The organism is Nocardia sp. NPDC004340 (assembly GCF_053602575.1).
This window is the reverse complement of record NZ_JBSGDW010000002.1, coordinates 387,930-399,955: the sequence shown is the minus strand read 5'-3', so window position 1 is coordinate 399,955 and position 12,026 is coordinate 387,930. Positions and strand designations below refer to the sequence as shown.

14 protein-coding genes and 1 tRNA gene are annotated in these 12,026 nt (G+C 67.3%); 6 read left to right on the top strand and 9 right to left on the bottom strand.

What is annotated here, in order from left to right:
- Positions 1–53: 53 nt before the first annotated feature.
- Genes ACWEOI_RS09390 through ACWEOI_RS09380 form a run of 3 tightly spaced genes read right to left on the bottom strand, consistent with a single transcriptional unit; the run spans position 54 to position 2,264 of the window.
- Positions 54–734 carry a hypothetical protein gene (locus ACWEOI_RS09390; protein ID WP_433668285.1) on the bottom strand — a complete coding sequence of 227 codons (681 nt, stop codon included), beginning with the start codon at positions 732–734 and terminating at the stop codon, positions 54–56.
- A gap of 10 nt (positions 735–744) precedes the next feature.
- Entirely contained in the window at positions 745–1,566 is an 822-nt protein-coding gene (locus ACWEOI_RS09385) for an SGNH/GDSL hydrolase family protein (protein WP_452359357.1), read from the bottom strand.
- Between the two features lie 23 nt (positions 1,567–1,589).
- The gene (locus ACWEOI_RS09380; protein ID WP_433668282.1) at positions 1,590–2,264 is read right to left on the bottom strand and encodes a hypothetical protein; all 675 of its coding nucleotides are present in this window, start codon (positions 2,262–2,264) and stop codon (positions 1,590–1,592) included.
- Positions 2,265–2,336: 72 nt separating this feature from the next.
- On the opposite strand from ACWEOI_RS09380, the gene ACWEOI_RS09375 reads away from it, so the two are divergent.
- A complete protein-coding gene (locus tag ACWEOI_RS09375) occupies positions 2,337–2,894 on the top strand; it encodes a MarR family transcriptional regulator (RefSeq protein WP_433668280.1) in 558 nt (185 codons plus the stop codon).
- A gap of 168 nt (positions 2,895–3,062) precedes the next feature.
- Positions 3,063–5,201 (top strand): LuxR C-terminal-related transcriptional regulator, encoded by a 2,139-nt coding sequence (locus ACWEOI_RS09370; RefSeq protein ID WP_452359356.1) that lies wholly within the window; start codon positions 3,063–3,065, stop codon positions 5,199–5,201.
- Here ACWEOI_RS09370 and ACWEOI_RS09365 read toward each other — a convergent pair whose 3' ends face one another.
- Complete coding sequence (locus ACWEOI_RS09365) at positions 5,202–5,552, bottom strand: hypothetical protein (RefSeq protein WP_452359355.1); 351 nt, start codon at positions 5,550–5,552, stop codon at positions 5,202–5,204.
- A 174-nt stretch (positions 5,553–5,726) separates the two neighbouring features.
- Positions 5,727–6,074 carry a YbaB/EbfC family nucleoid-associated protein gene (locus ACWEOI_RS09360; protein WP_404204481.1) on the bottom strand — a complete coding sequence of 116 codons (348 nt, stop codon included), beginning with the start codon at positions 6,072–6,074 and terminating at the stop codon, positions 5,727–5,729.
- A gap of 178 nt (positions 6,075–6,252) precedes the next feature.
- Here ACWEOI_RS09360 and ACWEOI_RS09355 point away from each other — a divergent pair, with 178 nt between their 5' ends.
- From ACWEOI_RS09355 to ACWEOI_RS09340, 4 genes are all read left to right on the top strand, one after another.
- Positions 6,253–6,546 (top strand): hypothetical protein, encoded by a 294-nt coding sequence (locus ACWEOI_RS09355; protein ID WP_404204479.1) that lies wholly within the window; start codon positions 6,253–6,255, stop codon positions 6,544–6,546.
- Positions 6,543–7,775, top strand: a complete 1,233-nt coding sequence (locus ACWEOI_RS09350; protein ID WP_433668273.1) for a DUF6973 domain-containing protein — start codon at positions 6,543–6,545, stop codon at positions 7,773–7,775. Before ACWEOI_RS09355 ends, ACWEOI_RS09350 begins: the two co-directional genes overlap by 4 nt.
- 11 nt (positions 7,776–7,786) lie before the next feature.
- Positions 7,787–8,293: a hypothetical protein gene (locus ACWEOI_RS09345; protein ID WP_452359354.1), complete on the top strand. Its 507-nt coding sequence runs from the start codon at positions 7,787–7,789 to the stop codon at positions 8,291–8,293.
- 101 nt (positions 8,294–8,394) lie between these two features.
- On the top strand, positions 8,395–8,607 hold the full coding sequence (locus ACWEOI_RS09340) for a hypothetical protein (protein ID WP_452359353.1): 213 nt from the start codon (positions 8,395–8,397) through the stop codon (positions 8,605–8,607).
- A gap of 28 nt (positions 8,608–8,635) precedes the next feature.
- On the opposite strand, the gene ACWEOI_RS09335 is transcribed toward ACWEOI_RS09340, so the two are convergent.
- The 4 genes from ACWEOI_RS09335 to ACWEOI_RS09320 all read right to left on the bottom strand — a co-directional run bounded on the left by ACWEOI_RS09335 (position 8,636) and on the right by ACWEOI_RS09320 (position 11,824).
- Positions 8,636–9,490, bottom strand: a complete 855-nt coding sequence (locus ACWEOI_RS09335) for a hypothetical protein (RefSeq protein ID WP_452359352.1) — start codon at positions 9,488–9,490, stop codon at positions 8,636–8,638.
- 28 nt (positions 9,491–9,518) lie between these two features.
- A complete protein-coding gene (locus ACWEOI_RS09330) occupies positions 9,519–10,661 on the bottom strand; it encodes a hypothetical protein (protein ID WP_452359351.1) in 1,143 nt (380 codons plus the stop codon).
- A 165-nt stretch (positions 10,662–10,826) separates the two neighbouring features.
- Positions 10,827–10,900, bottom strand: a tRNA-Leu gene (locus tag ACWEOI_RS09325).
- A gap of 78 nt (positions 10,901–10,978) precedes the next feature.
- Complete coding sequence (locus ACWEOI_RS09320; RefSeq protein WP_433668267.1) at positions 10,979–11,824, bottom strand: universal stress protein; 846 nt, start codon at positions 11,822–11,824, stop codon at positions 10,979–10,981.
- Between the last annotated feature and the right edge of the window lie 202 nt (positions 11,825–12,026).

Below are 12,026 nucleotides of genomic sequence, written 5' to 3'. Positions count from 1 at the left end.
CTACTCTCAGCTGGGCGGACATTGTGAGGTACACCGCACACCCGCCCCGGTCGTCAGAGGGGAGCGGTGATGGTGGTGAAGTACTGGACCGCCGCCAGGACCGCCACGGGCGCGGTCACCAGCAATTGGCCGGCGATGGTGCCCAGCGTCCCGATCGCGACCACACCGCCCAGGCACCCGACCACCGCGCCGGGCAGGAACGGGCCGAAGAGCCCGACGATGGTGGCCGCGGCGACCGTGGCCCCGACCGCCGCGCCCAGCACGCAACCGACCGCCGCCCCGCCGACACCCCCGACCAGCGTGCCCAGGACCGCGCCCATGCCGATGGTGCTGTTCATTCGATTCCAGGCGGCCTGCTCGCGTTGATAGGGCGTCTGGAATCCGGCGGAGTCCTCGAACGGCAGCGCGACCGGAGCGTAGACGGCGTGCGCGGGATCGAGGTCGGGGACCAGCGTCGCGGTCCGGTCGGTGATGGCGGCCGCGATCGGGAAGACGAAATCGTCCACGCGGAAGGACATTTCGGCTCCGGCGAGCACGGTGCCGCCGGGCGACGCGATGGTGAGCACGCCATCCCGCAGGGCGAGGACGCCGTCCTGCACGGTGATGACCGCGGCATCGCCGATCTGGGCAGCGGTGACCGCGACGGCGTCATCGGATGCGGCGGAAGCGGTCGGCTGGGTCGCGCACACGCCCGCGACCAGCAGGGGAGCGAGGGCGATCATGGTCATTCGCATGGGCTTTTCCTCACGCCATCGCCGCGAGCGCCGACACCGCGGCCCGGGCGACGGCGACCTGGCCCACCGGGGTGAGGTGCACGCCGTCCGGCTCGTAGAGCCGATGACCGGAGCCGGGGCGGGTGACGTTGAGCGTGTCGATCACCGGTTCCGGCCGCTCGCGCAGCGACCGCGCGGTGTCCTCGTGATCGGCCGCGCGCCAGCTGATTCCGGCCTGCTGGAACGGCGGGAAGGTCGCGATCAGCGACTCGTCCGCGTCGGTCGGGGTGAGCCAGACCCAGCGCGCGCCGCTGAGCCGCACCCCTTCGTCGTGCAGGACGCCCAGATTGCGTGTGGTCTCCTCGGCGCTGACCACGCGGGGCCCGTCGGGGCCGAGGCGCTGCGCGTCGTTCGCGCCGAGCTGGCACAGGACCCAGTCGGGGCGTTGGAAGCCCAGCGCCGCAATGCCTTTCAGGGTGTTCGTGGTGGTGGCACCGGTGACCGCCAGATTGAGCAGGGTGATCGCGTCTCCCGGCCGTCGTAGTTCGAGCAGGTGGCGCAGGATCTCGAACCAGGACAGGCGATCCGCGGTGCTGCTCTCACCGAGCGCGACCACACGCGCGCCGGGGGCGAACGGGAGCCTGTCGACCTGCTCGGCGACCGCGTCCTCGGTCAGCAGATCCGCCGCCGCGGCTCGCGCCTGCGTCGTGAATTCCTCACACAGCGAGCGATATCCGTCGGATTCGAGGCCGAACAGCGCGGCCACATGGGCGTCATCGATGCCGTTCAGATAGGGGAGCGACAGTTCGGGCCGCTGGAACCGCACCAGTTTGGTGATCATCGGGGTGGTCATCGGATTTCTCCTGGGAGTGTGAATTACGAACGGGGAAGCAGGAATCCGGCGGCGATCAACCAGGCCATGCCGGTGAAGCGCGCGATCGGCAGCAGGAAAGCCGCCGCGGTGACGGCCAGCGCCGCGGTGGTGCACAGGGCGATCACCGCGATCACCAGGCCCGCGCTGATCAGCCACGGGGCGAGCAGCCGTCGCGGCGTGGCGCTCACGGCGATTCCCGCGATGAGCAAGCCGGTGGCCATCACATTGGCCGGGCCGCCGCACAGGAACGCGAGCGTGTGCAACCCGCGGACCAGGGCCGGATCGCTCACCACCTCGGGCACGGTGAGCGCCCAGCTGACGAGTCCGGAGCAGATCAGGAAGACGACAGCGAGCGCGCCGCCGATCGCGGCGAGCGTGGGCCCGAAGCCGTCGGCGACCCGTCGCAGCCGGGCCGCGGCGGCGGCTGTGTAGAGGGTCAAGGGGATGGCGCTCGCGTACTGCAACACCGCGCCGGTGCGCACGGCCGAGGAGTGGTCGCGGAAGTAGGCGAGCGCGTCCCCGGCATCCGCGAAGGGTGACGGAAATGGGCTGCCACCTGCTTGAACGGTGCTGATGACGAGTCCGGCGACGAACAGTCCGGCGACGGCGACGCCGAGGCTGCCCAGGGGTGGCTCGAGTGCCTCGGGCTTCGGAATGGCGGGGGATTCGGCAGACATGACGGATGATTCCGTTCTCTTGCATGAATCGTTCTCTTCTGTGAACGATTGCCTGCCGTGTACGATAACGCCGTGGCCGAGGCGAAGCAAGAGGAATCCGGGCGAGCGCAGCCGACCCGCCCCATGCGCGCGGTCGCCTTCCAGCTCGCTCAGCTGGGCGCCCGGGCCACGCAACGGTTCTCGGAGCGAATCGCCGAAATCGGGCTCACCCCACCCGAAGTCGGCATCCTGCGGATGATCGCCGCGGAGCCGGGCCGCAGTCAGCGTTCCCTGGCCGCCGAACTCGGTGTCGTCCCCAGCCGTGTGGTCGCCCTCATCGACCCCCTCGACACCAAGGGCCTGATCGAACGCCGCCGCAGCCCCGCCGACCGCCGCAACCACGAACTGCATCTCACGCCGGCGGCGGGCGAACTCCTCGCCCAGCTCGGCGCGATCGCCTTCGCGCACGAACGGGAACAGACCGCGGCGCTGTCGGACGACGAGTATCGGCAGCTCGCCGACCTACTGGATCGCCTGGTCGCCGCTCGCGGCCTGACCCCCGGCGTGCATCCCGGATACGCCTCCTTGCCCGCGGATGAAAAGGTGCGCGGCGCCACCGCCGGATATCCCGGCCACGCGCGAAATCGGTAACCGGCCAACGTATCCGACCTGCGGTCGCGGCGGCCACCGGCAAGTTTCTGCCAGGTCCGTGCCGGTGAAATCAGGGGCACTGTCGAGGCGCGGGCCTGCGGAACCGGTCCTAGACTGCGGCTTCGGGGGGACGACTGCCGGATTTCGATCGGATGGGATGCCTTCGCGATGCCTGACAGCTACAGAATCCCCGCGCTACTCGAGCGGAAAGGGCAGGTCGACGAGGTTCGGCGGCTCATCGCGGACTCTCGGGTCCGGGTATTGACGGTGACCGGGATCGCGGGGGTGGGCAAGAGTCGACTGGCCGCCGAAGCCGTGCAGGATGGGGTGTCGCGGGTGGTCGCGGTGGATCTGGCGGAGCTGGAGGATGCGTCAGCGGTCGGGGCCGCGATCGAGGCCGGGCCTGTTCCCTCGATTCTGTTCCTGGACAACTGTGATCGTCTCGTTCGCGCGCTCGCGGACGAGCTTCCGGCGGTGTTGAATCGCTGTCCCGATCTGACCGTCGTAACCACCAGTCGCCGGGCCTTCGGGCTCTACCAGGAATGCCTCTTCCAGGTGCACCCGCTGCCCACAACGATCTCTCCGGACCCCGAGACACCGAGCCCGGCCGCGCGGCTGCTGCTCGACAGCATCGAAACCCGTTTCCGGGGAGCCACATCCGCGGACCTCGCGATCGTCGAGGAGATCGCGGCCGCCTTGGGCGGCGTGCCCCTCGCGCTGGAACTGGCCGCGGCCGCCATCGCGCGGTTCGGGGCCGAGCGGACGCTGCGACGCATCGAATCCGGGCAGCCGCTGCCGCCGTCGCCGTTCGTCGACACGCCCGCCCGGCATCGCACCGTCCGCGAGTGCCTGGAGTGGGGGACCGGCGATCTCGACCCGCTGTCCACCGATCTGCTGCTGCAGATCGCGACCTCCGACGTGCTCACCGATCTGGAGGAAGTGCTGTTGCTGCTGTGCGGTCAGCAGCGTGACGCCATCGTGGATCGGCTCGCGGACCTGGTCAACCGCAGCCTGCTCGACCACGCGGTCGCCGGCAACGGGCACTACACCTACGCCATGTCCGGGTTCACGCGCACCTGGCTGCGGCAGCTGCTCTCCGCGGATCCCGAACGCGCACTGCGTATTCGGGCCATGCGCGCGGCCGGTATGAGTCAGCTCGCCGCCCGTATCGCGCGCATGCTCGACGATCCGGCCCGTCGCCCCGCCGCGGTGCGGCTGGCCGAGCGCTGGCACGGCGACCTGGTCGCGACCATCGACTACTTCACGATCCAGGGCGAGGCGGCCCGCGCGGTGCGCATGCTGCGCGAACTCGAGGACGTCTGGATCGAGCGGCGCGCGTTCACCTGGGCGGAGGCGACGCTCATCCGGATGTCGAAGACCGCGGATCCGGTCGCGGCGGCTCTGGGCCGGGAACTGCTGGGCCACTGGGCTTTACGCTCCGGCCGATTCGCGGACGCCGTCGGCCTGCTGACCTCCGCCGTCGAACCGACCGGTTCGGCAGTCTGGCGACTAGCCCTGGCCTGCTACGAAGTGGGGGACACGCAGCGGGCCCGAACCCTGGTCGACAGCGCCCCACCCGCCACCGCCCGCACACCCCGCGAACGCGAAGCGGGCGAACTGGTCGAAGCGCTGATCCACTTCGACCGATCCCAGGACGGCGAAGGCGGCTGGCAGACCCTACGTGACCGCGCCGCCGCCCTGCCCCACCGCCGGGACCGCCTCGGCCTCCTCGCCGCCCTCGGCCGCACCCTCCTGCGCGCCGGCGCACCCCAGCACGCCCACGAGGTCTTCCGCCTCGCCCTCCGCACCCCCGACCCCGCCCGCAATGCCGTCGAGATGGTTGTCGCCCTGGAGGGCTGCGCCCGCGCCTATCACGTTGCGGGCGAACACTATTCCGACCATGTGCACCGACTATCGGCCGCGGCCCATTGGATCCGCGACGCCTATGCCCTCCCCCAACTGACCGACCACGTCGGCATCCCCGAACCCGCCCTCGACTCCGACGACCCCGCCATCTCCACCGTCGGCTCCGTCCTCGACATCGACGAGGCCATCGCCTACGCCCTCTCCACCCCGCCCCTTCCTGCCGAACTCCCCGATTCCCCCGTCTCCCGCCTGACGAAACGCCAACTGGAAATCGCCCGCCTCGTCACCGAGGGCATGACCAACCGCATGATCGCCAGCCGCCTCGGCATCGCCGAATGGACAGTCGTCAACCACCTCCGCCAGGTCATGACCAAACTCGACTGCCCCTCTCGCCTCCACGTCGCCCTGGTGATCAAACAACAAGCCCAGCAAACCGCCTGATCAACTCGGATGCGGCGCACCACCGAAGTCGAACGCGATGAACAGCAGGGCCAGCGGAAGGGCGACGATCGCGAACCACAGCGTCGCGGGCGCAGCCGCGGCCCGCGTATACCGATACCGCGACCCCAGCACCCCGATCGCGATGATCACGGCGAACGTCGCGACCCAACTGGCCCAATACCCAACCGACCCCACCCCGTACTCCACCGGCCCGTCCTCCGTGACGGTAGCGGCCCGGTGCGGGTCGGTAATCCCCACGCTCCGCTGAAGCACGATGATCGCGCACGGGTAGGCGAAACCCATTACCGCCCCGACGATTCCACCCGCAAAGCCCCCGACCGCTTCCAGCACGGCCCCACGATTCCCGTTCATGCGAGGAACTCTCGCCGCCCCCGCTTGCCGAATCCTTAAGGCCCACTGGAATGTGAAAGCCGTTCCCGCCAAGACCGGATCAGCCGCCCGCCAAACTCTGCTGTCCCGCATCGCCGGAACCGGGCGACGCCCCAGAGCCCGCCGGTAGCCGCCTCAGTTGGTCCAGAGCCTGACCGGCTGCAGGTCGTCCTGGTCGGCCCATTCGGGTTGCGGCGGCGGCGTCGCCTGTACGGCGTTCTTCTTCTCGTCGCGGAGGAACTGTTCGTACACCTTGTGGGCCTGCGCTTCCGCATCGGCGCGCGCCGCCCGGTACTGCTCGATGATGGTCCGCTCGAGCTGCTGGGTCCCCTCCGCGGCGGCGTGCGGTGCCAGCCTGATCTGGGTGATCTGGCCGTAGGCATCCACCTCGATCGCCATGCTCCGGTCCGCGGCGCGAGCCTGGGCTCGGACCACCCCGATGGCCTCATCGATCTTCTCGGCCCGCGCGCGACGCTGGTCCACGTGCTTCGCTCCCCTTTTTCCGGATCGTCCATGCCGGGATGTCTCCCCCCGACTGCCCGACACTGTACCGACACCGAGCGTCGGATTGTTCCCAGTACATACCGACCGCTACTATTCAGCAGCGCATGGCTAGTGCTGGGGGATTCATGAAGCGAAAGCTGTTGGTGGGACGGTAGACATGGTTGCCTTCGATCCCGAAAAGTTGCGTGGGCTCGCGACCGATACCCGCACCCATGCCGGTGCGATCGGCAAACTGAACCCGATCGGCGAGCACAACCGTGACGCCGCTCCCGGCGCGATGCCGTTCTCCGCCTTCGCGAAAAACGTCCAGAGCGTGCTCAAGGCGATGGATCGGGTGGTGACGCTCCATCAAGGCAGGCTCGACCAGTTCGCGACTCTGACCGATAACGCGGCCGGCACCGTCGATGGGATGGAAGAGGCGAATGTGGCCGGATTCAAGGGGATCAAGTGAGCGGGGAGAAGATCACCATCTCCACGGTGCTCGGGTGGAAGCTCGATTCGGCGCGCTTCGCCGGCGCGGACGCGATGAACGCCGGTATCACCCTCGAGGCCGAATCCCTCAATGCCGACAAGGCAATTCAGGGTTCCGACCCGTACTTCGGTGAAGCCGGCGGTAACGCCGCCCGGACCATGTCGACCAAGTTGAAGAACGAGGCAGTCACCAGCGGTGACGTTCTCGATGCCATCCACAAGCAGATCGACACCACCGCTGCCGCACTGCAATCGGATATCAAGAGTTTGCAGTCGGCCGTCGACGACGTCAAAGACTCGGAGTGGAACCTCTTCTACGACGACGAGACCGGCGACGTGAAGTCATACGACTCGAACTGGGAGACCATCAAAAAGACCTGGGGCAACCCGGCTTCCGTCGCTTGGAAGACCGCCGCCTGCCTCAGCTTGGGTGCGAGTCTCAAGCAGGCATTCTGGGATGTGCAGGCAACCGACAAGATCGGCGCGCGCGACCTCGCCACGCAACTCGAGCACGTGTCCGATGCTGTCAAGCTGGTGCTGGCCGGTATCCCGGAGGACGCCGCGCTCCGGGATATCCTCCTGAAATACCAGGTGGACGCGACGAAGTCCGAGATCGTGGTCTGGCCCGACTCGACCACGCTGAACCTGATCAGGTTGTACAAGCCCGACATGCAGCCGGTAGAGATGACGGTCGAGGAAAAGGCCGCGATGGACAAACTCTGCAACCCGGCCTACGGCGGCAATCCGATGAACTACATGAAGTTCAACGACATCAAGGACGAGGCCGAAGAGTTCGGGAAGAACAACAAGTACACCGACGTGAATCCGAAATCGAAGGATGACGGTCATGGGGATGCGGCCCGGCATGCCTACTGGAACGCACGTATGACCCAGGAGTTCGGCGCCGACTGGGCGAAGCAGTACGCCACCGCTCATGAAGGTGTCGGTGGAAACGGTCCGCAGCGCGAGGCGATGGACCTCAAGAACAACGATGTCGGTCGTCAGATCGGTCTGGCGAACATGAACGCATCGAAGGACGACCTGAAGTCAGCGGTCATCGCCGCGGTCGACAAGGGCGACACCGTCGTCATCCACAGCCCCAATGGCGACAATGCTCCCGCCCAGATCGCCTTCAGCAATACCGTTCCTTGGACAGCGACGACGAGTCCCGAGCAAGTGGACATCCCACTGCCGGGCAAGGGAAAGTGAGTGCGAGGCAAGTGAAACCAGCTCCGATCGTTGTCGGCATTCTGATGGTTCCACTGCTGGCCGGATGCGCTGCCAAACCGGCGAAGCCCGCTGCGAAAACCTGCCAATCCGAAATCCGCCTCGACCAGGAGCCGGAGCCGCTCGGCTCGAGCAAGGCGCTGACGAAGGAACTCGAAACCGCCGGTCGAGGGCATCAACCCATTAGCCTCGGCGAGATCACTCACACGGCAGGTTGGTCCGATGACTGGGACACGATGATCGAGGCCGCCGAAGCCTACAACGATGACTGGATGAACAAGACCGCGCAAACCCCAGCGGGCACCTGCTGGAAGGGGCTGCCGCCCACCATCAATTCCGATCCTGCGCCTTTCGGCTACTACGTCTTCCTCAAAGACCGGCAGGTGGTGCAGTCCGTGATGTGGCACACCGGGAGCATGCCCCTGCTACTCCTTCCCGGCGAGCGGCTGACTCACGAAACCACGCTGAACGCCAAAGGCGGAGGACTCGCAACTTACTGAGGCCCTCACCGACGTCACGCTTCATCGAAAACTGGTGTGCCCGGTCGGGCTCGAACCGACACTCGGCGGCTTCCGGGCAGGGGAAAGTGAGTGCGAGGCAAGTGAAACCAGCCACGTTCATTGTCGGCATCTTGATCGCTCCACTGCTGGCCGGATGCGCCGCCAAACCTGACAAGCCTGCCGCGAAAGCATGTCAATCCGAAATCCGCCTCGACAGTGAGCCGGAGCCGCTCGGCTCGAGCAAGGCGCTGACGGCGGAGTTGACCCACGAAACCATGCTGAACGCCAAAAGCGGAGGACTCAGAACGTACTGAGGCCGCCGTTCAGGGCCTGACTCGCGGGTTACTCGTGGAATTGGAGGATCGGGCCGAATCCGGCGAGCTGGAACACGATGTCGACGAACAAGTCGGGTGGATGGCTTGCGGCGATCGCGGTACACCAGGTGTCGGATGTCGGGGTGGGGGTCTGGCCCATTGTGGACCAGCCGGTGAAAGGTGTTCCGGTGTAACGGAATGTCGCTCCGGTATCGTGCAATTGGTACAGCTCGCCAGCGGTGGCGGCGATGGCGACTGTTGCGGGGTTGCGGTCGAGTTGTTCCCAGCCGGTGAGTGGGGTTCCGGTGTAGTGGAAGATCGCGCCTGTTTCGTGTAATTGGTAGAACTTGTTGGCACCGGCGGCGATGGCGACTGTTGCGGGGTTGCGGTCGAGTAGTTCCCAGCCGGTGAGTGGGGTTCCGGTGTAGCGGAAGATCGCTCCCGTTTCGTGCAGCTGGTAGAGGTCGTGGCCGCCGGCCGCGATGGCGACTGTTGCGGGGTTGCGGTCCAGTAATTCCCAGCCGGTGAACGGCGTTCCCGTGTAGCGGAAGATCGCACCGGTCTGATGACGCTGATAGAGCCGGTCGGCGGAGGCGGCGATCGCGCATGTCACCGGGTTGGCGTCGATTGCCTGCCAACCGGTGAAGGGGGCCGCGTCGGGCCCGAGCACGAAAAGTGCACCCGTCTCATGCATTTGGTACAGGTCGGTGTCATTCGCGGCGATCGCCGTGGTGAGGGGATTTCTGTCCAGCTGCTCCCAGCCGGTCAGCGCGGGACCGGTGAAGCGGAAGACAGCGCCGGTGTCGTGCAGTTGATACAGCCTGCTCCCGACGGTGATCGCGCGGGTCGCCGGGTTCTTGTCGATTTCGTTCCACTCGGACATGGTCGATACCTGCCTGCCGGTGTGGTGGTCAATGGGAGGGCAATGCGAACCAGTCTCCGCTCCAACCAGTTTCGCCCGCGCCGCTGAAGGCTATGGAGATCGGCCTGTCATCGTTGCCGATGGAGAAGAAGTCGAGGAGGAACGGCTTTCGGCTGACGACGGCGAGCTGTTGGGTCCGGTGATCGAGCAGCGTGGTCCCTGGCACCGGGCCCCAGCAGGCGCCCCAGCCGCCCCGGGCACTCCAGCCGTTGCCGAGTTGCCGCCCGTCGGGAGCGACCGCCGTGACGAACATGACGCCGGCCGGCTTCGACGCGAGCACCGTCAACTGCTGGGTGGTGTGGTCGAGGACCAGCCGGGTATCGCCGCCCAGGGTAGCGGGCAAGGTCACCCAGTCCTCTCGCCAGCCGTCGGCGGCGTTCCAGAACGTGCTGATGACCCTGTCGTTGTTGTTGATGGCGAACAGGTCCAGGTTGCCGGGCTTGCGGGCCACCGCGCTGATCTGCTGTGTCCGGTGGTCGATCAGGGGGTTGCCCGGCAGTGTCATCCAGTCGCCGCGCCAGCCGTCGGTGGCGGTCCAGAACGTGGTGATGGGCTTGTCGTCATTGCCGACGGCGAACAGGTCGAGGTTGCCTGGTTTGCGGGCGACGGCGGTGATGCGCTGGGTGGTGTGGTCGAGAAAAGTGTTGCCGGGCAACGTCATCCAGTCACCCCGCCATCCGTCCGTCGCGGTCCAGAACGTGGTGACGGGCCTGCCGTCGTTGCCGATGGCGAACAGGTCGAGGTTTCCGGGTTTGCGCGCCACCGCCGTGATGCGCTGCGTGGTGTGATCCAGAAAGGTGTTGCCGGGCAACGTCATCCAGTCGCCGCGCCAGCCGGTCGGATTATCCGGAGATCCACTCGCGGCACTCCAGAACGTGGTGATCGGCCGCCCCTGACTGTCGATCGCGAACAGATCGAGAACCCCGGGTTGGCGCGCGATCGCGGTGATCTGTTGTGTCCGGTGGTCGATGAGGGTGTTGCCCGGCAAGGTCATCCACTCGCCGCGCCAGCCGTCGGTGGCGCTCCAGAATGTGGTGACGGGTCTGTCGTCGTTCCCGATCGCGAACAGATCCAGATGCCCGGACGCTCGCGTCACGGCTGTGATGTGTTGTTTCGTGTGATCGAGCAGCATGGTCGCCTCTCCCATGGCAGGTGCCGTCAGATCATTTCGATGGGAAAGCTCTCGGTTCAGCGGTAAGGCCTACTTCGGACAGCATGCGAAGACGTGGGCTACCAGCCCGGCTGAGATATTACGCCGCACCGGATATGGCTTGGGCCGATTCCGATAACAGGTCTGTGCCCCCGGTCGGGCTCGAACCGACACTTGGCGGATTTTAAGTCCGCTGCCTCTGCCAATTGGGCTACGGGGGCGTCTGGGTCAGACTACCGAGCCGTACGTCCGTACGGGTAGCAGGTATTCGGGTGGGGGAGGGTTCACAGGGGCGGGGGCTATGGGGTGGGAGCGATCATGATGGGGGTTTGGACGGAGAGGAGGAGGGACTGGCTGGTGGAGCCGAAGACCTTGGAGGCGAAGCCACCTCGGCCTCGGGTGCCGACCACCAGGAGTTGGGTTCCGGAGGAGAGGGCGAGGAGGGATCGTTCGGGGGTGTCGTGGGTGGTTTCGCGGTCGATGCGGACAGAGGGGTAGCGCTCCTGCCAGCCGGCGAGGGATTCGGCGAGGACGTAGTCGTCGAGGGCGTCCATTTCGGGGTCGTCGGAGGCACCTTCGGCGTGCAGGGCGATAACGGCCACACCGCGGATGGAGGCCTCCTCGAGGGCGGCTCGGATGGCGGGCTCGCTGATCCGGGTGCCGTCGACGCCGACCAGGATGGGGCGGGTCGGGAGGTCGGGGGGTAGCGGGACGCCGTCGCGGACCACCACGAACGGGCAGTGGGCGCGGCGGGCCAGGACCGAGCTGACCGAGCCGAGCAGGGCGCGGCGCAGGGTGCCGCCGCCGCGGGCGCCGCCGACCAGCATGCGGGCCCCGTGGGTGCGCTCCAGCAGCGTCGGAACGACCGCGCCGGTGGTCAGTTCGGTGGTGACGGTGAGGCCGGGGGAGGCTTCGGCGGCCGCCTGGGCCGCGGTCTGCAGCAGCCAGGTGCCGTGCTCCTCCAGGCGGTCGTAGTCCTGGGTGGTGATCGCGGTGCCCAGGCCCAGACCCTGATCGGGGGTGATCTCCAGGACCCGCAGCAGGTGCAGCGGCGCGTGGTGCAGGGCGGCGGTGTGCGCGGCCCAGGCCACGGCGGAGCCCGCCGATTCGTCCACGGCGACGATCACGGTTTCCCCGGTCGACATTGCTACGTCCTCTCCCACCGGCGAATCACACGGTGCGGCTGCGGGATAGCTGAACGATCGCTACCGACCCTACGCCGCCCTCGCCGGGGAGCGTCCGAGCGGCACCGCGACATGCCTCACCGAAGAACCCGCGGCCGCGACGAGGGGTGTACGGGCTCGGCGCGGCCGCGGGCGCGGGTCGCGAGGCGACCCGGGGACAGCC

What these genes read in the sequence shown, in the direction of transcription:
- ACWEOI_RS09390 (WP_433668285.1), bottom strand. Translation starts at nt 734, where the DNA reads ATGCGAATGACCATGATCGCCCTCGCTCCCCTGCTGGTCGCGGGCGTG.
- ACWEOI_RS09385 (WP_452359357.1), bottom strand. Translation starts at nt 1,566, where the DNA reads ATGACCACCCCGATGATCACCAAACTGGTGCGGTTCCAGCGGCCCGAA.
- ACWEOI_RS09380 (WP_433668282.1), bottom strand. Translation starts at nt 2,264, where the DNA reads ATGTCTGCCGAATCCCCCGCCATTCCGAAGCCCGAGGCACTCGAGCCA.
- ACWEOI_RS09370 (WP_452359356.1), top strand. Translation starts at nt 3,063, where the DNA reads ATGCCTGACAGCTACAGAATCCCCGCGCTACTCGAGCGGAAAGGGCAG.
- ACWEOI_RS09355 (WP_404204479.1), top strand. Translation starts at nt 6,253, where the DNA reads ATGGTTGCCTTCGATCCCGAAAAGTTGCGTGGGCTCGCGACCGATACC.
- ACWEOI_RS09335 (WP_452359352.1), bottom strand. Translation starts at nt 9,490, where the DNA reads ATGTCCGAGTGGAACGAAATCGACAAGAACCCGGCGACCCGCGCGATC.
- ACWEOI_RS09330 (WP_452359351.1), bottom strand. Translation starts at nt 10,661, where the DNA reads ATGCTGCTCGATCACACGAAACAACACATCACAGCCGTGACGCGAGCG.
- ACWEOI_RS09320 (WP_433668267.1), bottom strand. Translation starts at nt 11,824, where the DNA reads ATGTCGACCGGGGAAACCGTGATCGTCGCCGTGGACGAATCGGCGGGC.